Annotated in this window: 21 protein-coding genes, 1 riboswitch and 1 other annotated feature; of the genes, 8 read left to right on the plus strand and 13 right to left on the minus strand. The window is 41.9% G+C overall.

Annotation, left to right across the window (positions count from 1 at the left end; all coding sequences use genetic code 11):
* Positions 1-4: 4 nt before the first annotated feature.
* The 6 genes from ISX45_RS12415 to ISX45_RS12440 all read right to left on the minus strand — a co-directional run bounded on the left by ISX45_RS12415 (position 5) and on the right by ISX45_RS12440 (position 5747).
* Positions 5-319, minus strand: coding sequence for a rhodanese-like domain-containing protein (locus tag ISX45_RS12415; protein WP_194520701.1), 315 nt, complete (start codon positions 317-319; stop codon positions 5-7).
* 55 nt (positions 320-374) lie between these two features.
* On the minus strand, positions 375-2792 hold the full coding sequence (leuS, locus tag ISX45_RS12420; protein ID WP_194519104.1) for a leucine--tRNA ligase: 2418 nt from the start codon (positions 2790-2792) through the stop codon (positions 375-377).
* Positions 2793-2870: 78 nt separating this feature from the next.
* Positions 2871-3099, minus strand: a binding site (T-box leader).
* 163 nt (positions 3100-3262) lie between these two features.
* Entirely contained in the window at positions 3263-3844 is a 582-nt protein-coding gene (locus ISX45_RS12425) for a DUF2087 domain-containing protein (protein ID WP_181554775.1), read from the minus strand.
* A 96-nt stretch (positions 3845-3940) separates the two neighbouring features.
* Positions 3941-5140 carry an MDR family MFS transporter gene (locus ISX45_RS12430; RefSeq protein ID WP_181554776.1) on the minus strand — a complete coding sequence of 400 codons (1200 nt, stop codon included), beginning with the start codon at positions 5138-5140 and terminating at the stop codon, positions 3941-3943.
* Between the two features lie 164 nt (positions 5141-5304).
* Positions 5305-5472, minus strand: coding sequence for a glycogen biosynthesis protein GlgD (locus ISX45_RS12435; RefSeq protein WP_181554777.1), 168 nt, complete (start codon positions 5470-5472; stop codon positions 5305-5307).
* An 11-nt stretch (positions 5473-5483) separates the two neighbouring features.
* Complete coding sequence (locus ISX45_RS12440; protein WP_194519105.1) at positions 5484-5747, minus strand: YtzC family protein; 264 nt, start codon at positions 5745-5747, stop codon at positions 5484-5486.
* Positions 5748-5906: 159 nt separating this feature from the next.
* Here ISX45_RS12440 and ISX45_RS12445 point away from each other — a divergent pair, with 159 nt between their 5' ends.
* A complete protein-coding gene (locus ISX45_RS12445; RefSeq protein WP_194519106.1) occupies positions 5907-6869 on the plus strand; it encodes a tRNA modification radical SAM protein MnmL/YtqA in 963 nt (320 codons plus the stop codon).
* On the plus strand, positions 6866-7438 hold the full coding sequence (locus tag ISX45_RS12450) for a tRNA 5-(aminomethyl)-2-thiouridylate-methyltransferase MnmM (RefSeq protein WP_181554780.1): 573 nt from the start codon (positions 6866-6868) through the stop codon (positions 7436-7438). The genes ISX45_RS12445 and ISX45_RS12450 overlap by 4 nt, the downstream gene beginning before the upstream one ends.
* Positions 7439-7471: 33 nt before the next feature.
* Here the strand turns inward: ISX45_RS12450 and ISX45_RS12455 are convergent, their stop codons facing one another.
* On the minus strand, positions 7472-8551 hold the full coding sequence (locus ISX45_RS12455) for a tetraprenyl-beta-curcumene synthase family protein (RefSeq protein WP_194519107.1): 1080 nt from the start codon (positions 8549-8551) through the stop codon (positions 7472-7474).
* 44 nt (positions 8552-8595) lie between these two features.
* Positions 8596-9387: an alpha/beta hydrolase gene (locus ISX45_RS12460; RefSeq protein WP_194519108.1), complete on the minus strand. Its 792-nt coding sequence runs from the start codon at positions 9385-9387 to the stop codon at positions 8596-8598.
* A gap of 82 nt (positions 9388-9469) precedes the next feature.
* Here ISX45_RS12460 and ISX45_RS12465 point away from each other — a divergent pair, with 82 nt between their 5' ends.
* Together ISX45_RS12465 and ISX45_RS12470 are read left to right on the plus strand one after the other, a co-directional pair.
* Positions 9470-9985, plus strand: coding sequence for a gamma carbonic anhydrase (locus ISX45_RS12465; RefSeq protein ID WP_194519109.1), 516 nt, complete (start codon positions 9470-9472; stop codon positions 9983-9985).
* Positions 9986-10074: 89 nt separating this feature from the next.
* Positions 10075-10917, plus strand: a complete 843-nt coding sequence (locus tag ISX45_RS12470; protein WP_181554784.1) for a C39 family peptidase — start codon at positions 10075-10077, stop codon at positions 10915-10917.
* Here ISX45_RS12470 and asnB read toward each other — a convergent pair.
* Together asnB and metK are read right to left on the minus strand one after the other, a co-directional pair.
* Entirely contained in the window at positions 10914-12812 is a 1899-nt protein-coding gene (asnB, locus tag ISX45_RS12475) for an asparagine synthase (glutamine-hydrolyzing) (RefSeq protein WP_181554785.1), read from the minus strand. The genes ISX45_RS12470 and asnB overlap by 4 nt on opposite strands.
* 210 nt (positions 12813-13022) lie before the next feature.
* Complete coding sequence (gene metK, locus ISX45_RS12480; protein WP_181554786.1) at positions 13023-14237, minus strand: methionine adenosyltransferase; 1215 nt, start codon at positions 14235-14237, stop codon at positions 13023-13025.
* A gap of 196 nt (positions 14238-14433) precedes the next feature.
* Positions 14434-14549, minus strand: a riboswitch (SAM riboswitch).
* 187 nt (positions 14550-14736) lie between these two features.
* Between metK and pckA the strand changes: the two genes are divergently transcribed.
* A complete protein-coding gene (pckA, locus tag ISX45_RS12485; RefSeq protein ID WP_194519110.1) occupies positions 14737-16323 on the plus strand; it encodes a phosphoenolpyruvate carboxykinase (ATP) in 1587 nt (528 codons plus the stop codon).
* Between the two features lie 52 nt (positions 16324-16375).
* Here the strand turns inward: pckA and ISX45_RS12490 are convergent, their stop codons facing one another.
* Both ISX45_RS12490 and ISX45_RS12495 read right to left on the minus strand, forming a co-directional pair.
* On the minus strand, positions 16376-16618 hold the full coding sequence (locus ISX45_RS12490) for a DUF2584 domain-containing protein (RefSeq protein ID WP_194519111.1): 243 nt from the start codon (positions 16616-16618) through the stop codon (positions 16376-16378).
* Positions 16619-16660: 42 nt separating this feature from the next.
* Positions 16661-17449 (minus strand): alpha/beta hydrolase family protein, encoded by a 789-nt coding sequence (locus ISX45_RS12495; protein ID WP_181554789.1) that lies wholly within the window; start codon positions 17447-17449, stop codon positions 16661-16663.
* 89 nt (positions 17450-17538) lie between these two features.
* Here ISX45_RS12495 and ISX45_RS12500 point away from each other — a divergent pair, with 89 nt between their 5' ends.
* From ISX45_RS12500 to ISX45_RS12510, 3 genes are read left to right on the plus strand one after another with little or no spacing between them, the layout of a single operon-like run.
* Positions 17539-18546 carry an ABC transporter substrate-binding protein gene (locus tag ISX45_RS12500; RefSeq protein ID WP_407649640.1) on the plus strand — a complete coding sequence of 336 codons (1008 nt, stop codon included), beginning with the start codon at positions 17539-17541 and terminating at the stop codon, positions 18544-18546.
* Between the two features lie 18 nt (positions 18547-18564).
* Complete coding sequence (locus ISX45_RS12505; protein ID WP_181554791.1) at positions 18565-19338, plus strand: ABC transporter ATP-binding protein; 774 nt, start codon at positions 18565-18567, stop codon at positions 19336-19338.
* Positions 19322-20131: an ABC transporter permease gene (locus tag ISX45_RS12510; RefSeq protein WP_181554792.1), complete on the plus strand. Its 810-nt coding sequence runs from the start codon at positions 19322-19324 to the stop codon at positions 20129-20131. The genes ISX45_RS12505 and ISX45_RS12510 overlap by 17 nt, the downstream gene beginning before the upstream one ends.
* Before the next feature lie 8 nt (positions 20132-20139).
* On the opposite strand, the gene ytkD is transcribed toward ISX45_RS12510, so the two are convergent.
* Positions 20140-20604: an RNA deprotection pyrophosphohydrolase gene (gene ytkD, locus ISX45_RS12515; protein ID WP_181554793.1), complete on the minus strand. Its 465-nt coding sequence runs from the start codon at positions 20602-20604 to the stop codon at positions 20140-20142.
* Positions 20605-20614 lie beyond the last annotated feature (10 nt).

Here is a 20614-nt window from a genome sequence, read left to right on the forward strand (position 1 = left end):
GCTGTCACGCCTTTGAAACAGTCTCTCCGTCCCACGCCAGCATACCACCGACCATATTGCGGACTTTGTATCCCATGTCTTGTAAGTAGCGGCAGACGTTTTCACTGCGGGCGCCGGAACGACAGATAAAGATGTATTCTTCGTCTTTGTTAAACTCGTCTAAACGATGGGGAATATCGCCCATTTTAATATGCTTTGCTCCCGGAATCATCCCGAATGCAACTTCCTCGTCTTCGCGCACATCAACTAAGTTCAGTTTTTCACCGCACTCCAGTTTTTCTTTCAATTCTTCCGCCGTAATTTCTTTAATCCCTTCCATCGTCAAATCCCCTTTCAATTTATGGCCCCTCACAGAAAAAGTGAGGGGCTTAATTTTAATTTGCGACAATATTCACTAATTTACCAGGTACGGTAATCACTTTTCGCACTGTTTTTCCTTCGATTTGTTCTTTAATTTTCGTATCTTCCATTGCGAGTTGTTCTAGCTGTTCTTTGGAAGCATCCGCCGGTACATGCAATTTCGCACGCACTTTGCCGTTTATTTGGACAACAATCTCCACTTCGTCTTCTACTAATTTTGCTTCATCGTACGCTGGCCATGATTCGTATGCGATCGTACTGTTATGACCAAGTTTTTCCCATAATTCTTCAGCAATATGCGGGCAAACCGGTGATAACAATTTCACGAATCCTTCCATATACGCTTTTGGCAATACCGGTGCTTTGTACGCCTCGTTAATGAATACCATTAACTGAGAAATTGCTGTATTAAAGCGAAGTGCTTCATAATCTTCCGTTACTTTTTTCACTGTTTGATGGTACACACGTTCAAGCGTATCTGTTTCAGGATTGTCGACGATGTTCGGATTTAACTCGCCATTTTCTTCGACAAACAAGCGCCAGACGCGGTCTAAGAAGCGACGTGCTCCATCCAATCCTTTTGTCGACCATGCGATCGATGCTTCAAGCGGCCCCATAAACATTTCATAAAGACGCAACGTGTCAGCACCGTGGCTTTCAATAATGTCATCCGGATTGACGACATTGCCTTTCGATTTGCTCATTTTTTCATTGTTTTCGCCAAGAATCATACCTTGGTTAAAGAGTTTTTGGAATGGCTCTTTTGTTGGTACAACGCCGATGTCATATAAGAATTTATGCCAGAAGCGCGCGTATAACAAGTGAAGAACGGCATGTTCGGCGCCGCCGATGTACACATCAACCGGAAGCCATTTTTTTAATTTTTCAGGGTCGGCTAGCTGGTCAGGATTGTGCGGATCAATGTAGCGCAAATAATACCAGCAGCTTCCTGCCCATTGCGGCATCGTATTTGTTTCACGACGGCCTTTTCTGCCCGTCTTCGGATCGACGACATTGACCCAATCCTCAATATTCGCAAGCGGTGACTCCCCTGTGCCTGACGGTTTAATTTGATCGGTTTTTGGAAGCATAAGCGGAAGTTCTTCTTCAGGAACAGGTGTCATCGTGCCGTCTTCCCAATGAATAATCGGAATTGGCTCGCCCCAGTAACGTTGACGGCTGAATAACCAGTCGCGAAGACGATATGATACTTTCTTTTCTCCTTTTCCATTTGCCTCCAACCATTCAATCATTTTTTGAATCGCTTCTTCTTTATTGAGACCGTTTAAAAAGTCGGAGTTAATATGCTCGCCATCGCCTGTGTATGCTTCTTTCGAAATATCGCCTCCAGCGACAACTTCTTTGATTGGCAAATTGAATTTTTTCGCAAACTCATAGTCACGCTCATCGTGGGCTGGTACCGCCATAATTGCACCTGTACCGTAGCTCATTAAAACATAATCGGCAATCCAAATTGGCAGCTTCTCCCCATTTACAGGGTTAATCGCATACGCTCCCGTGAAAACCCCTGTTTTTTCTTTCGCTAAATCTGTCCGCTCAAGGTCACTTTTGCTTTTAATTTGGTCTAAATACGCCTCCACTGCTGCCTTTTGCTCCGGTGTCGTAATTTTTTCGACAAGCGGATGCTCAGGAGCTAACACTGTATACGTTGCACCAAACAATGTATCTGGACGAGTCGTAAAGACAGTAAATGTTTCATTATGACCATCGACTTCAAAATGAATGTGCGCTCCTTCTGAACGGCCGATCCAGTTGCGCTGCATTTCTTTAATACTTTCCGGCCAGTCAAGCTCCTCTAAATCTTCAAGCAAACGGTCAGCATATGCCGTAATGCGAAGCATCCACTGTTTCATCGGCTTCCGAATGACCGGATGGCCGCCGCGTTCACTTTTTCCGTCAATAACTTCCTCGTTCGCCAACACTGTTCCTAACGCCGGGCACCAGTTGACAGGCACTTCATCCATGTAAGCTAAACCTTTTTCATACAATTTTAAGAAAATCCATTGCGTCCATTTGTAATAATTCGGATCAGTCGTATTGACTTCACGATCCCAATCGTACGAAAATCCTAATGCTTTAATTTGCCGACGAAAGTTATTAATGTTTTTCTCCGTAAATTCCGCGGGATCGTTACCTGTGTCTAGTGCATATTGCTCAGCCGGCAAACCAAACGCGTCCCATCCCATCGGATGAAGCACGTTGTAACCTTGCATTCGCTTCATGCGCGCTAAAATATCCGTCGCCGTATAGCCTTCTGGGTGGCCAACGTGGAGACCGGCACCAGATGGATACGGGAACATATCAAGCACATAAAATTTTCGCTTATCGTCATTGTCTATTGTCTTAAACGTTTTATTTTTTTCCCAATATGTTTGCCACTTCTTTTCGATTTCACGATGGTTAAAACTCATCTTGTTTCCTCCTATCTATCTCTTTCTTATTTGACCATTGTTAACAAAAAGGCGATGGAAAAAACCTCCCGCCCCTGAAAAAGGGACGAGAGGTTGAATTTCCCGCGGTACCACCCTTATTAGCACGCAATAAGCGTGCTCGCTTCAATCGTTAACGCAGATTCACGGCGAACATTACTAGGCTACAGAAGCTGTTTATGTTCGCAACTCCAAGGCGAGTTCGTGAACAAACTTCGGTTGACTTGCACCGACCGTCAACTCTCTGCAGTCCGTTTTGTCCACTACTACTCCTTTTCACCGTTATTTTCCAATATTTTTATATCTAATATTTTAAAAAATTTGTCGCCTCGTTGCAAGTGGGGGGAGAGAAAAATCATTTTTTGTCAAAACTAATATGCTTGTTTTGCCTGTTATTAATATTCATCAATACTAGCTCGTTAGTTTATTATTTATAGTAAGAAATAAATTAGCTATTCGATTTTCGTCCACATTTCTTCTGGATTTAATTCATAAATGCCGTTTTCACGATACATATAGTTATTGATGATAAATTCGCGGCGAATGGTCGCATAATCATCATGAAATTTTTTAATGTACTCATTTAATTCTTTCTCTTCGTATTTTTTCCCCTTTTGTAATCCTTTTAACATATGCTCCAGCACGATAAGCTTTTTCTTTCGTTGAGCTGGGATATTTTTCAAACGCCCGTCAGTTGTAAAAAAGTTTTCAATCACTTTTTGCCGTTCTGCCATCACATCTGTCATGTCTTTTTTCACCTCATCTTGTTCAGCCAAATTTATTAATGATTTCGCATAATGCTTGATCACGGATCCATTGAGATAAAAATAAATCGTATTCCCGTCGCGCCGTTCGTAAACAGCATTGACTTCACGCAATCTTTTAAGATGATGTGTAATTGTCGCTGGAGTAAGACCAAGTTTTCCTGCAATCGCCTGACCGTGCAGCGGACCTTCAGAAAGCATTTTCATAATGCGAAGACGCGTTGGATCTCCGATCGTTTTATAAAAGATCACTAACCGATTGAGCTGCATAACCCCACCTCGATATTAGATAATCATCTAATTAGATATTTATCTAATTTCGGTTCATTTGTCAATAAAAAACACACCCGGTTGACCCGAGTGTGTTTAGCCCATCGTAACTGTTTGTTTTTCTTTGTTTACACATTTGTTCAATTTTCGATCATATAAAAGAGTGGTTATAAATGAAAGAGAAGAAAAGATGATGAGTGCAACAAACAATGGCTTTATGCCAGCGGTGTCAACGATAAAGCCACCGAGAACAGGGCCGACCATTCTTCCGGCGGTCGCTGTGCTGTTGACAAACCCTTGGTAAAAGCCCTCTTTCCCTTCCGGTGCTAAGCGGTTTGCTACTGTCGGAATCGCCGGCCATACAAGCATTTCGGCAATCGTCAATACAATCATGGCCAAAACGAAGTCGAAAAATGACGTTGCTTTCAGCAAAATGGAAAAGGAAACGATGAAAATGGCAAAGCCAATAAGCATTTGCCTCTTTACTTTCTGCATCCAGCGCTGAACAATCGCCGATAACAGCGGCTGGGCAAGAACAATAAGCGCTCCGTTAATCGTCCAAAGGAGGCTGTACTGCTTGAGCGTCATGGTCAACTCCTGCGTATACGTCGCAATCGTTGTCGACCATTGCACATAGCTTACCCAACATAAAAAATACCCGACGCATAGCGTCACCAGCGCATTCCAGCTTGCGCGACTTCCAATAGAAGCTGTTCCTGGCCTTTCGTTTTGCTTTTCAATTCTCTTGGCAACGCGGACGTTTTTTAAACCGATCGATATCATTAAGAAAAAACCAACATATAACAGTGCATTCGCTATAAAAATGAACGCAAACGAATAAGACGCAACAAGCCCTCCAAGCGCGGAACCGATGGCGACGCCGATGTTTTGCGCGACATATAAAGCATTAAACGCGCGCCTTCCCCCCTCCGGCCAAATCGCACCTGCATAAGCATAGGCAACAGGGAATACAATACCAGTTCCAAAGCCAATAATCGCTAAAAAGATAGCATAGTGAGGCCACCCATGAAAAAAGACAAGCCCGATTAATGCTGTTAATGTGATTACAATTCCGAGCATAATCGACTTGAAGCCGCCGATTTTATCGAACCACATTCCACCGACTAAATTGCCAACCACGCTTGCCCCTGAATTTATCATTAACACAATCCCGGCAATAGACAGCGATTTTCCAAGATGCTCATGAACGTAGATGGCATTCATTGGCCATAAAAAAGAGGCCCCTGTTACATTCATGGCCATTCCAATAATCAATATATAAAGAGCACGGGGCATACAAAATTCCTCCTAGAAATATTTCGAGTTTCAAAATCATTGTATTCATTTTTGCCAGTGAACGCAATGAAAAAAGGAGACGATTTCCATACCATTTCTCCTATACTTTATTGTAAAAATAGGGCTGTCCCCTTTACTAGGTCAGCCCCTAAAAATTAATATGGTTACTCTTCCACATGCTGCTTTGATTTTTGTGGCTGTCCGCCTGTTTGCTGGTACGCCTTTTTGGCTTGTTTAACAGGGGCAAAATCATTGCCTAACTCGATATCGTTATTATTTATGCTATTTCTTTTTTTTTGCTCTGGATTGTTTTGCTTGGAACGCTTTTTCATGACTGTCCTCCCTAATGATCTAACAAAATCATTTCATTTTGCAGTTGCTCTAATTGCAAGCGCATGCGATGCAATTGTTCGCGCTGCTGAGCGTTGCAGCTTAACGCCAAATGAGCTAAGTCGTTCACCGTATCTTCCAACATTTGTTGCGCCTTTGTATATTCTGTGTCATTATAGTGCTCTTGTTTTTTTGCTTCGGTATATTGGTCCTTTACATAGCGAATGACGTCTTCACAACGTTGTAAAAACTCATCGACTGACTGCCGCGTCGCCATATTCTTTCCCTCCAACGAAAAAAATGGTCTTTCTCACGATTAATGTGCACATTTCTTTTTGCGGTTATGACGTTAATGATTGGCAAATATCGATTTTTCTTATGAATCATGTTACAATGCTAAAATGATACGATTTGCAAGCTAAGGGAGGGGCCTGTGGTGAAACAGTCCAATCCATTTCCATATGCGAATGACAATAAACGTTATCACACATGGAATTATCATTTACGGCAAACATTTGGTCATAAAGTATTTAAAGTGGCGCTAGATGGTGGATTTGATTGTCCGAACCGCGACGGTACGGTTGCTTACGGCGGTTGCACGTTTTGCAGCGCTGCCGGTTCCGGCGATTTTGCCGGCAATCGCGCTGATGATTTAGTGACACAGTTCAATGCAATTAAAGAAAAAATGCACGCTAAATGGAAAGACGGAAAATATTTAGCATATTTCCAAGCGTTCACGAACACGCACGCTCCGGTTGAGGTGTTGCGCGAGAAATATGAAACAGTCTTAAACCTTGAAGGCGTTGTCGGCTTGTCGATCGCTACCCGACCTGACTGCCTTCCAGATGATGTCGTTGAATATTTAGCAGAATTGAATGAACGGACGTATTTATGGGTCGAACTCGGACTACAAACTGTACACGAGCGAACAGCGTTATTAATTAACCGCGCCCATGATTTTGAATGTTATGTCGAAGGAGTGAATAAACTTCGCAAACATGGGATTCGCGTTTGTTCGCACATCATCAACGGCCTGCCTCTTGAGGACTATGATATGATGATGGAAACGGCAAGGACAGTCGCCAATCTTGACGTACAAGGGATTAAAATTCATTTACTGCATTTGCTAAAAGGAACGCCAATGGTAAAGCAATATGAAAAAGGAATGCTTAAATTTTTATCGTTCGACGAATATGTCAACCTCGTATGCGATCAACTAGAAATTCTTCCGCCGGAAATGATCGTCCACCGCATTACAGGAGATGGTCCAATCGATTTAATGATCGGACCAATGTGGAGCGTTAATAAATGGGAAGTGTTAAATGCTATTGATGCCGAACTAGAGCGTCGCAACAGCTATCAAGGAAAATATTACAAAAAAGAAGTGGTCAAACAATGAAATTAATCCGCATTCTTCCGTTTGCTCACGCGCTGATGGATATCGCAGTACAAGAAGGTGATATTGCCGTTGATGCAACGGTCGGAAACGGTCATGATACGCTTTATTTAGCAAGACGAGTTGGAACAACAGGGCGCGTGTTTGGGTTTGACATTCAAGCACAAGCGATTGAAAATACGACAGCCCGGTTAAAAGAACATGGTGTTCTCGACCAAGTCACGCTGTTTCAGGCTAGTCATGACGAACTCATCCATCAAATCCCAGCTGCCTACCATGGCCGTATTACCGGGGCGATATTTAATCTCGGCTATTTGCCGGGTGGTGATAAACACGTCGTCACAAAGCCCGATTCGACAATCCGGGCCATTGAACAGCTGTTAGACATCATGGCTCCTGAAGGGATCATTGTTCTTGTTATTTATCATGGACATCCAGAGGGAGCCATAGAACGCGATGCGTTGCTTAAGTATGTACAAACTCTCGAGCAACAGCGAGCGCATGTCTTACGTTACGAGTTTATCAATCAAATCAATCATCCACCATTTATTATTGCCATTGAAAAAAGATAAATGAGGCCGTCTCTTACATGGAGACAGCCTCATTTATTTTGCAATAAGAGGGGACATTTTTTGCCACATTCGATACGCTTTTCCGTTCCAATAAAAGAACCGCGAAACCATTCCTCCATATTGAACGAGCTGTTTAGCAAGTCGTTCAATCTCTTTCTGCTTTTTTACTTTTTCGTCAGATAAATATAACCCTAATAATCCGCGATGAATGAGACGATGGAACGACCCGTGCGGCAATTTGCCCACATGGCGATCCGCTTCTTCAATAAAATGACATAACCGTTCGATTAACATCGATTGATTTGGATAGTAAAAACAAAAGTTTAAGTCCCCACCTAAGCGATCCTCTTCTTGATCAATGAAATAATCAAGCAAAATATGTAACCCTTGAATGTATGGAAAATATCCGTTGCGCACTTGTCTTGCCATTTCTTCATTAAACGTTTCGGTAAAGGCATAGGCCACTAAACAAAAAATGCCTAACGTTGAACCGGAACATGCGGAAAACTCGTACCATTCCATTGGTGGAAGTTCATTTTTATATTGCTTAAACCATTGCTCAAGACGGGGTACGCGCTCATCGATTCGCACATGCTTATGGACTTGCAAATCGCAGTAATACCCTGCTAACTCCTGTAAAAATGGAACAATTTTTTCATAATGCTTCACCTGTTTAAGCACACCTTGGCATGTTCGAACAAGCTCGTGAAGATAGCCGCCATCGTCTTGTTCATTACGATGGCGATAATAATTAGAAACATCAGCATCGATAGACAATGCATCAGGCATCGACTCATGCAAGGCACGAAAATCAAGAGGGTCAAGCGATGTGCTTCGGTCGCATAAATTATCAAGGTAGTCGCTAATCGTCTGATAAGCCACGATAAAGCGAATGCATGCTTCCATATTCGCTTCCGCCAGCAGTGCCAAAATCGCTCCGCCTTCACAGTGAAATGTTTTTGTTTGAATGCTGGCTAATGCCTGTTTTCGTAATTCTGGATCCGGAATGGAATCGGCTTTTTGCTTCCAATAAGCTAATTCACGATGTACAGAAGGAAACACATCGCGATATACTTTTTTCATTAAACTAACAGGATGTGTAGGAATTTTCAACAAGCTCACCTCAGCTACATTTGTTACAACAAGCTTTACATTGTTCATCGATGCAGTTGACATTGCGTATCTAAAAATGTCTTGGCATATAAAAAGACATCGTCACGTTCTGGTTCGTTAAAGATTTCATGATATAATTTATTCCATTCTTTATATACTTTTTCTGATATTAGCAATTTGGCAAACCATTCTTTTACAGCCACTTTATCAACAATTTTATCGTCTCCGCCTTGCATGAGCAATAGTGGAATATCCGGGAATTTGTCAATATTGCGATAAGCCAATTGCATTGCTTTAATCAGTTCCCGATACCAACGAACAGATACTTTTGTAAAGTAAAGGGTATCGTTTTTATCCGTTTCATGCACTTCTGTATTTCTTGTTGCCATTTCAACAGACAGTCCCGAGTCAAACAGCATGGAAGGCATGACATAATTGAGCACTCTTGACAACAAATCAAGCCCTTTAGATGGGTACGTGACAAGTCCTAAGCATGGTGAAGAAAGAATAACCCCTTTAATCGGAAGACGCTTTTCCTGTAATGTACGAATGACGACAAGTCCCCCCATACTATGCCCAAGCAGAAAAATCGGCAAATGAAATTCCTTCGCCGCTTCCACCCAATCAGCTACTTCATTAATATATTCATCAAAAGATTGAATATGTCCGCGCTTTCTTCTTGTCGTCGTCCCCTGTCCCGGCAAATCTCCTGCTACGACGTGATAGCCGTTTTCACACCATTTTTTAATTAGCCATTGATAACGGCCGTGATGTTCTGCTGCCCCATGAACGAGGACAATCGTTCCTTTGGCTTGATCCGCTTCCCATTTCCACATAAACATCCCTCCATTTACGAATCGTTAAAACATTTGTACAATGAGCATACAAGCAAATTTATAACGAAAGGAACGAAAGCGAATGATTTATCCTTACAAAGGGAAATTTCCGAAAATTGCTGAATCCGCGTTTATCGCTGATTATGTGACGATTACCGGCGATGTCGTCATCGGCGAAGAAACAAGCATTTGGTTTAACACCGTCATTCGCGGTGATGTCGCCCCAACCATTATTGGCAACCGCGTCAATATTCAAGATAACTCTATTTTACATCAAAGTCCAAACAATCCGCTTATTATTGAAGATGATGTCACCATCGGTCACCAAGTGATTTTACATAGTTCCATTATTCGAAAAAACGCATTAATCGGAATGGGATCAATTATTTTAGATGGCGCTGAAATTGGAGAAGGGGCATTTATCGGCGCAGGAAGCCTTGTCCCACAGGGAAAAAAGATTCCTCCTCACACCCTTGCATTCGGCCGCCCCGCTAAAATCATTCGTGAATTAACAGAAGAAGATATACGCGAAATGGAACGAATTCGCCGCGAATATGTCGAAAAGGGTCAATATTATAAATCATTACAACAGCGGTAATCGATCACATGCAAATTATTGGACGATAGAATTGAACAATATGTTATGTTATGATAGTCATTGGAATTTAGAAAATAAGGAGTAAAAGCATGTCGTCTATTGCCTTTTTTCTTTTTATTTTAATCGCTCTTTGCATGGCTATCTACTTACTTAAATCATTATGGAAAACAGCGCTCGTATTCTTTTGTCTATTTTTCCTTGCCATTCCGTTATTCCGTCACCAGGAAATGCAAACGGTCATTGAGAAATTCAAACAATCTAATCTAGCAAAAGAAGAAGCAGCCGTGCGAAAAGTGATTTCTTCGTTTGTCCATGAAGAAATCAAGCCGCTTGTACTGCTGGATGTCCCTCTTGTTCGTCAGCTCCCTGAATTACCGCGCGGCTGTGAGGTGACGAGTTTGGCAATGCTTCTTCAAGATGCAGGGGTTCAAGTGGATAAAATGACGCTCGCCAAACAAATTAAAAAGGACCCGACACCGTTTCAACGCCGCAATGGAAAAGTGTATTTTGGAAATCCCAATGACGGCTTTGTTGGGGATATGTACTCGCTCACAAAACCGGGATTAGGCGTTTACCATAAACCGATTCAACAGCTGGCGGAAACCTATTTGCCGAACCAAATCATTGATTTAACGGGAAGCGACTTCAGTGAATTGCAAAAATATCTCTCGAAAGGTTCGCCGATTTGGATTATTACAAATAGCACCTTTAAAAAACTCCCGGCATCAGCATTTCGCGAGTGGGACACCCCAAGCGGACCGATTCAAATTACGTATTACGAGCATTCTGTCGTCATCACAGGATATGATCAAGACTATATTTATTTTAATGATCCCCTCTCTGGCGAAAAAAATAAAAAAGCACCCAAAGCGGAATTTTTAGAAGCTTGGGTGCAAATGGGAAGACAAGCAATCACGTATCAATCGAATTAGATTGATAGTGGTTGTTTGTCTTTTTTATATAAATGGGAAAAATCGTATTTTTTTTCGACATATACTTGATGCCAAACCATGAATGCAAGCACCGTCCAAATTTTGCGGCTATGATCTGCTTTATTGCTGCAATGCTCATCAAGCAAACGATATAATACGTCTTTGTTCAATAAATGATCAGTTGCGCTCTCTTTGATAATATTCTTCGCCCAGTCATACATTTCATTTTTTAACCAATGGCGAATCGGGACTGGAAATCCAAGTTTTTTGCGGTGTAGCACATGATCAGGAACAATGCCTTCTGCCGCTTTGCGCAAAATGTATTTCGTTGTGTTATTCGCGGTTTTCATTTCCGGCGCAATCTTTGCCGCCACTTCAAATACCGCTTTATCTAAAAACGGCACGCGCAATTCTAAAGAATGAGCCATTGTCATTTTATCTGCTTTTAATAAAATATCACCGCGCAACCATGTATGAATATCAATATATTGCATGCGGTTTACTGGAGGATAGTGCGTCGTTTCGTTATAAAGCGGCGCAGTAATATTTGTATACTCTAAACCGCTTTTATATCCTTTTAACAGCTCTTGTTTTTCTTCTTCGCTATACATTTTGGCGTTGCCGATGTAGCGTTCTTCCATTGGCGTGATTCCGCGTTCGATAAAGCTTTTTCCTTTCACTCCTTCTGGAAGCATGCGAGCAATCACACTTAATGCCGATTTCACCGCGTTCGGCATCCGTTCGAATACTTCTAACGATTGCGGCTCGCGATAAATGTTATAACCACCGAACAGCTCGTCCGCCCCTTCACCTGAAAGGACAACGGTCACATGCTTTCGTGCCTCACGGGCAACGAAATAAAGCGGTACTGCTGCTGGATCGGCAAGCGGATCATCCATATGCCACATAATTTTTGGAAATTCATCCATATACTCTTGCGGCGAGATGACATAGCTAATATTCTCGACACCGAGTTTTTCCGCTGTTTCTTTTGCGACGTCAATTTCGCTGAAACCTTCCCGTTCAAAACCGACAGAGAATGTCTTAATGTTCGGATGGAATTGTTTCGCAATGGAAGCAATGAGCGAGGAGTCAATTCCTCCTGATAAAAATGAGCCGACCGGCACATCGCTGCGCATATGCACTTTGACAGAATCAAACAGCACCTCGCGAATTTGTTTGACAAGCTCCTCTTCAGATTGAAAAACCGGCTGGAACCGTGCTTTCCAATAACGATGAATTGTTAATTTCTCGCCAACTTTCTTTTTAATGTAATGGCCTGGCTCCAGCTTTTTAATGCCGACAGACATCGTCATTGGCTCAGGCACATATTGAAACGTTAAGTAATGTTGTAGCGCCTCATAATCTAATAAATCATTTTCGAGCGCATGTAAAATGCTTTTCTTCTCAGAAGCAAAAAACGTCCGCCCATCTTGTTCCATATAGAAAAACGGTTTAATGCCAAACGGGTCACGCGCAGCAAAGATCGTTTTCTCCTCTTTATCCCAAATGATAAAAGCAAACATGCCGCGAAGTTTCTCGACCGCTTTTTCTTTTTCATGACTATATAGCGCAACAATTACTTCTGTATCGGAATGTGTGGCAAATTCGTATCCCTTTGCAAGCAACTCTTCGCGCAGTTCAATGTAGTTATAAATCTCTCCATTAAAAATAATCCAATATCGTTCATTTTCGTACGATAACGGTTGATGCCCCGCTTCCAAATCGATAATGCTTAACCGACGAAACCCAAAATTGACATAATCATCGAAAAAATACCCATCATCGTCTGGACCGCGGTGTGTAATCATATCGTTCATTTCTTCAAATGTTTTTTTCCATTGTTCGTCCATTGTTTTTGGATGGTCATGAATGCAACCAATAAACCCGCACATGTTGTTATTCACCTACTTCTTCATATTCAACTCGTAGATTATACCACATATTTGGACAGTTGAACTATTACATTTAGTTTACCCGATGGAAACAGATTCGTAACAAAGTTTTTTTCTAATAAGTCGCAAAAAAGGCTCTTTTTGTTGCACACATATTTGTTTCGCAAAAAAAGAGAGCTACATATGATAATGTAACTCTCTTTTTTTCATTCATTGCTTAGCTGCTAATGCAAGGGCTTGTTCTTTCAATGCTTCAGCTTTGTCGGTACGCTCCCATGGAAGATCAATATCCGTGCGACCGAAATGACCGTAAGCCGCTGTTTGTTTATAAATCGGGCGGCGCAAATCTAACATTTTAATAATGCCGGCAGGGCGAAGATCAAAATTGTTGCGTACTACTTCAATTAAGATGTCTTCCGATACTTTGCCCGTACCGAATGTATCGATAGAGATGGAAACAGGTTTTGCTACCCCAATCGCATACGCTAATTGCACTTCGCATTTATCAGCAAGCCCAGCTGCGACAATGTTTTTTGCCACATAGCGCGCCGCATACGCAGCAGAACGGTCTACTTTTGTAGGGTCTTTACCAGAGAAGGCACCGCCGCCGTGACGAGCGTAACCACCGTACGTGTCAACGATGATTTTCCGTCCCGTTAATCCAGCGTCACCTTGAGGTCCGCCAATGACAAAGCGACCAGTTGGGTTAATGAAGTATTTTGTGTTTTCGTCGATTAGTTCAGCTGGTACAACTGGTTTAATCACATGTTCTTTAATGTTGCGCTCAATTTGCTCTTGAGTAATTTCTGGATGATGCTGCGTAGATACGACAATTGTATCCACACGAACAGGTTTTCCATTTTCATCGTATTCTACTGTTACTTGTGTTTTTCCATCTGGACGTAAGTAAGGTAAAATGTCTTCCTTACGAACTTCTGCTAAACGGCGTGCCAATCTATGAGCTAATGAAATCGGAAGCGGCATTAACTCTTTCGTTTCATTGCACGCAAATCCGAACATTAATCCTTGGTCCCCAGCACCGATTGCTTCAATTTCCTCGTCAGTCATCTGACCTTCGCGTGCTTCTAACGCTTTATCTACGCCCATTGCGATATCAGGAGACTGCTCGTCAATCGACGTTAATACAGCGCACGTATCAGCGTCAAATCCGAATTTAGCGCGAGTGTAACCGATTTCCCGAATCGTGTCACGAACGATTTTTGGAATATCCACATACGTAGATGTTGTAATCTCACCGCTGACTAACACTAATCCCGTCGTTACACTCGTTTCGCAAGCAACGCGAGCATTTGGGTCTTTTGCTAAAATCGCATCTAAAATCGCATCAGAAATTTGGTCACAAATTTTATCAGGATGCCCTTCTGTTACAGATTCAGAAGTAAACAAACGGCGTTTTGTTGACATTTCGTCAATTTCCTCCTCTTTTCTGTTGTGAGCTTTTAGAACACACAGTTGCATTCTACGCATTACGTAGATGATACGGTACTCATTCCCTACTTAGTATAATTCAATTTTGTGATTTATAGCCAAACAAGGGGCATATAAAAAACCTTTCCTTCAACTTCGAGGAAAGGTGATTGCTCTTATATCGCGCCTTTCACTCTTATCGTTCAAGGGCTTTCCCTTGCCACAGGTTAGCACCATTTCACATGTTCCATTGTTGTGACGGTTGCTGGGTTTCATCGGGCCTGTCCCTCCACCAACTCGGGATAAGAGTATCCGTTCAATGACTTATCATATCGTAACTAGATAAAGAAAGTCAATAAATTTTTATATAAAGTTTTTATCAAAAAAATGGGGAAAATAAATAAAAAGAAATTATGATAAATAGTATGGACTAATAATATAAATGTGTTATACTATTTCCAAGAATATTAAATTCACAAAAAGGCAGGTTTTGTACATGAACACTGTTGACGTGACAAATAAATTGGCTGTATTGTTACAACAACCAAACGTACTTAAAAATCTATCCGTACCGCAATTAGTTGAAAAGGTTCTCAAGCGAAAAGAAGGAATGTTAACACTAACGGGTGCTGTTGCGACAACAACAGGAAAATATACAGGACGTTCGCCAAAAGATAAATATATCGTCGAAGAAGCATCAACAAAGGCAAAAATTGATTGGGGAACTGTCAATCAGCCGATTTCTGAGGAAACGTTTGAAAAATTATATAACAAAGTTATCGACTATCTAATGGAAAAAGATGAAGTATTTGTATTCAAAGGGTTTGCTGGAGCCGATCCGAAATACCGCCTACCGATTCAAGTGGTTAACGAATTTGCTTGGCATAATTTGTTTGCTCATCAATTATTCATTCGCCCGACACAGGAAGAACTACAAACACATGAAGCTGAATTCACTGTCATTTCCGCGCCGAATTTTAAAGCGGATCCTGCTGTGGATGGAACGAAATCGGAAACTTTTATTATCATTTCATTTGAGCGCCGGACAGTATTAATCGGCGGGACTGAATATGCTGGAGAAATGAAAAAATCGATTTTCTCGGTTATGAATTATCTTCTCCCAGAACAAGGAATTTTACCGATGCATTGCTCAGCTAATGTCGGACAAGAAGGCGATGTCGCTTTATTTTTTGGTCTTTCCGGCACCGGGAAAACAACACTTTCCGCTGATCCAAAACGCCGTCTCATCGGAGACGATGAACATGGTTGGTCAAATCGCGGCATCTTTAATATCGAAGGCGGCTGCTATGCGAAATGCATTAACTTATCGCGGGAAAAAGAGCCACAAATTTTTGATGCCATCCGATTTGGCTCAGTATTAGAAAACGTCATTGTTGACGAACAGACTCGCATTCCTAACTATGAGGATGCTACATTGACGGAAAACACACGTGCAGCTTACCCAATTCAAGCGATTGATAACATCGTTGACCCGAGCATCGCCGGTCACCCAACAACAATTATTTTCTTAACCGCTGACGCCTTTGGTGTCTTGCCGCCGATTAGCAAATTAACGCGAGAGCAAGCAATGTATCATTTCCTAAGCGGCTATACAAGCAAATTAGCAGGCACAGAACGCGGAATTACATCTCCGCAAGCGACATTCTCCACTTGCTTTGGCGCACCATTTTTGCCGCTCCCGGCCACTCGCTATGCAGAGATGCTCGGTAAAAAAATTGCTGAACATAACGTGCAAGTATTTCTAGTGAACACCGGATGGACAGGAGGAGAATATGGGGTTGGTAGCCGCATGAAACTTCAATATACGCGCGCGATGGTGCAAGCTGCTGTCGAAGGAGAATTAGCAAACGTAGAAACAATGAAAGACCCAATTTTCGGCTTAGAAATCCCAGCGCACGTTCCAGGCGTACCAGATGAAGTATTGCATCCACAAAACACATGGGCTGATAAGCAAGCATATGAACAAAAAGCAAAGGAACTTGCCGAAAAGTTCCGGGAAAACTTTAAAAAGTTCAAACACATCGATCCGGAAATTGAAAAACTCGGTGGCCCAATCATTTAAAGACACAAGGGATATCTTCTTTTGAAAGAAGATATCCCTTGTTATTTATATGCTAGTTAATCGAATGTAATGAAATCAATTCATACGTAATCACGGTACGATGATCGGCTAGCTCGATTTTTTTCACCACCGCTTGTCCGCTTGCTTCACTTTGAAGTGTCCGCTTTACCTCAATCGGAATGTCCAATGGATAAATGCGGTATCCTTCTTTTTCAAGAATAAACAAATTGTCTTCGATTCGCTTTTCGTTTCCTTTTGTCACAATGAGCGTTTGAAACTCTAACGGCATGCCCATGAAAATGCACCCCTTTTCTTCCCTTCTTCTCTTTCCATAGTATCACGAACGCGACTGTTGTTTCATCCATTCCGTTAATCGTCGAACCGTTTCACGGTTATGTTGCGGCGGAAAATAATGTGTAAACTTCGGAAAATACCACGTCGTCACTTGCTTGTTCATCTCTTTTAATCGCCGCTCTAGCCGATATGCATGTTCAATCGATACATTTTCATCTTTTTCCCCGTGAATGATTAAAACTGGGGCGTGAATCCGCTCGACTTCATAAAGTGGAGTACGCCATTTATATCGTTCCGGATATTTAGAAGGCGTCCCCCCTATGACCCGTTTCATCATTCTGCGCAAATCCGGTCGCTCCCAATACGTTAATTCTACATCGGAAACCCCACCCCAAACAACAACAGAGCAAACACGCGGCTCAAGAATCGCCGTATGAAGTGCCATTGCTCCACCGCGTGAAAAGCCAAATACATGAATCCGTTCATGATGGACCTTTGGATGGGCTTCTAAAATGCGGAAGGCTGCTAACGCATCATAACGGTCTTCACCAGCGAAGTCTTCATTCCCTTCGCCCCCTTGATTACCTCGGTAAAACGGAGCCATTACGACAAATCCTTCCGCAGCAAACTGAGTAATTCGTGACAGGCGCACCTTACCGACATTTTTAATACCGCCGCGTAAATAAAGAAAGCCATCATACACACCAGCCGCTTTTGGCTCGGCTAAAAACCCCTTTATTTTTAATCCTTGGCACATATACGTGACAAGAGACACGTCAATATGCGGGTTCGGCGATGGGAAGCGATGCTTTTCGATTATTTGTCCATCCATATCTCTCTTCCTTTCTAGGCATTCACACATTTTTGTCACATGCATACGATAAGATAGATTTTCATTCCACCATAAGGAGGTCCGTACCGGTGAAAAAATGGTTTCGAATCGCTATGATGTCTCTTCTTATCGTTTTTCTTATCATTCCAATAACCGCTTGTACCCAGCAAGAAAAGAAAACGGTGAAAACTGTACGTGTTGCTGAAGTGACTCGCTCCATTTTTTATGCTCCACAATATGTTGCACTATCAAAAGGATTTTTTAAAAAGGAAGGGTTAAACATCGAATTAACAACGACATGGGGCGGAGATAAAACAATGACGACCCTTCTTTCCGACGGAGCAGACATCGCTTTAGTCGGCTCGGAAACATCGATTTATGTCTACAGTCAAGGGACAAATGACCCCGTTATTAATTTCGCCCAATTAACTCAAACAGATGGAACGTTCCTTGTCTCCCGTAAAAAAATCGACAACTTTTCATGGGATCAACTCAAAGGAAGTACGTTCCTCGGTCAGCGCAAAGGCGGTATGCCGCAAATGGTCGGTGAATTCGTACTGAAACAACACAGCATTGATCCGCATAAAGATTTACATTTAATTCAAAATGTTGATTTTGCTAATATCGCGAACGCGTTCGCGAGCGGCACAGGTGACTACGTTCAATTATTTGAACCAACAGCGAGCATTTTTGAACAACAAGGGAAAGGCTACATCGTCGCTTCATTTGGAACGGAATCTGGTCATGTTCCGTATACAACCTTCATGGCGAAACAAAGTTTTATCAAAAATAACAAAGACACGATCAAAAAATTCACGCGGGCTCTCTACAAGGCACAGCAATGGGTCGAAACCCATAGTACAGCCGATATTGCAAAAGCGATTCAGCCCTACTTCAAGGATACGGACATTCAATTGATTGAAAAAGTCGTCGACCGCTACAAAAGCCAAGGTTCCTACGCAACGAGTCCGATTCTTGATGAAGAAGAATGGAACAACTTACAAAACATTATGAATGAAGCAGGCGAATTGCCAAAACACATCGACCATCAGACGCTTGTTGATAATTCCTTTGCAGAAAACGTAATCGACAAATAATCTTGGCAGGTGAAAAACATGAACTTTTTAGTCGTTGACCATGTCTCCCATACGTATTTTACGGAAAAAGCAGCAGTCACTGCGTTAGAAAATGTGTCTCTTGAGATTGAGAAAGGGGAATTTGTCTCCTTTCTTGGTCCTAGCGGCTGTGGAAAAACGACATTACTTTCGATTATTGCTGCATTAATTCAACCAACAAAAGGAAGCGTCATTTTGGAAGGAGAAAAAGTTCATTCGATCCATCCATCCGTTGGTTATATGCTACAGCAAGACTATTTGTTTCCATGGAAAACCATTGAAGAAAACATTTTATTAGGATTAACGATCATGGGGATGAACTCAAATGAAGCAAAACAACGAGCTCTTGATTTACTATCCCGTATCGGCTTAAAAGGTGTAGAAACATATTATCCAAACCAACTATCCGGTGGCATGCGACAGCGCGCTGCCCTCGTGAGAACACTCGCGACGGATCCAAAAATTCTTTTGCTTGACGAGCCATTTTCCGCTTTAGATTATCAAACAAAACTAAAGCTAGAAGAGCTAGTATGGAAAACATTAAAAGAATACAAAAAAACCGCCTTACTCGTTACCCACGATATTGGTGAAGCCATCGCCATGAGCGATCGCATTTTCTTATTTTCCGCAAAACCGGGCCGGCTCGTTCGTACGTTTATAGTTCCAAAAGAATTACGCAACTTGTCTCCATTTCATTCTCGCAACCATACCACATTTTCAGAGCTATTTCAATTTATTTGGAAGGAGCTTGATTCCCTTGAAGCAAACGAATAACCAGATTCAAGTCCTTCATGAACAATACGTAATACGTCTAAAACAAGAAAAACGATGGGTTCGCTTTTTTCAGCTCCTTATTTTCGTTGCGTTTTTCTCACTGTGGGAAATCGCTAGCCGAAACCATTGGATTGACCCTCTTTTATTCAGCTCTCCATCAACTATTTGGAAGCTATTCGTACAAAAAATCGCTGATGGCTCCCTTGTTTCACATACAGGTATAACTCTAGGAGAAACCATCATCGGCTTTATGTTAGCAACATTCGCGGGAACATTTTTTGCAGCATTACTTTGGTGGTTTCCACGTCTATCGAAAATCGTCGATCCTTATTTAGTCATCTTGAACGCGATGCCAAAGGTAGCACTTGGTCCGATTTTCATTGTCGCACTGGGTCCGGGATTCACTTCGATTATTGCGATGGGGACGATTATCTCCCTTATAATCACTACAATTGTTGTGTACACATCATTCAAAGAAGTTGATCCAAACTATATTAAAGTATTAAAAACATTTGGTGCGAGCCGCTTTCAATGCTTTAAAGAAGCCGTTTTACCGTCATCTTTCCCAACAATTATCTCCACCTTGAAAGTAAATGTAGGCTTATCATGGGTCGGAGTCGTTGTCGGTGAATTTCTTGTCTCGAAACAAGGGCTCGGATATATGATTATTTATGGTTTTCAAGTGTTTAACTTTACACTTGTGCTATTAAGTTTACTTGTCATTGCTTTTTTAGCGACCATTATGTATCAAATCGTTGGATGGATAGAACGAAAATTAATCAAAAACCGCTAGAGACGTTCTCATAGTAGCGAACGTCTCTTTATTTCTTCGAGTGTACAAGCCCATACTTGATCTTTCATAATAAAACTAAATCGCTCATCAGCCAGAAGATAATCTGGTAATTCATCAAGCAACACGGGACCGTTCGTCTCCAAATACGTAGACTGTTGACACAATTCTTTAATTTCCGCGAAATAAATATTTTTAACGATGAAGCCTCCCACCTTATACTGCCCAATATACGTTAAACGCTCGACGATTCCTCCCGTTTCCTCTTTTACTTCACGAATCGCTGCTTGTTCCGCTGTCTCTTGTGGTTCTACTTTTCCCCCGGGAAACTCAAGACCACGCTTAGGATGATCTGTCAAAAGCCATTTCTGTTTGTAGCGGCACACTATCCAGACATGACCAGGCTTTTTCGAAAACGGATGGTCAGCAAATGACAATGAAACGCAATTTCCGTAATAATCTGAAAAGATGAACATATTTCTCCAA

This window comes from Thermaerobacillus caldiproteolyticus (assembly GCF_015326725.1).
Taxonomy (GTDB): Bacteria; Bacillota; Bacilli; order Bacillales; family Anoxybacillaceae; genus Thermaerobacillus; species Thermaerobacillus caldiproteolyticus.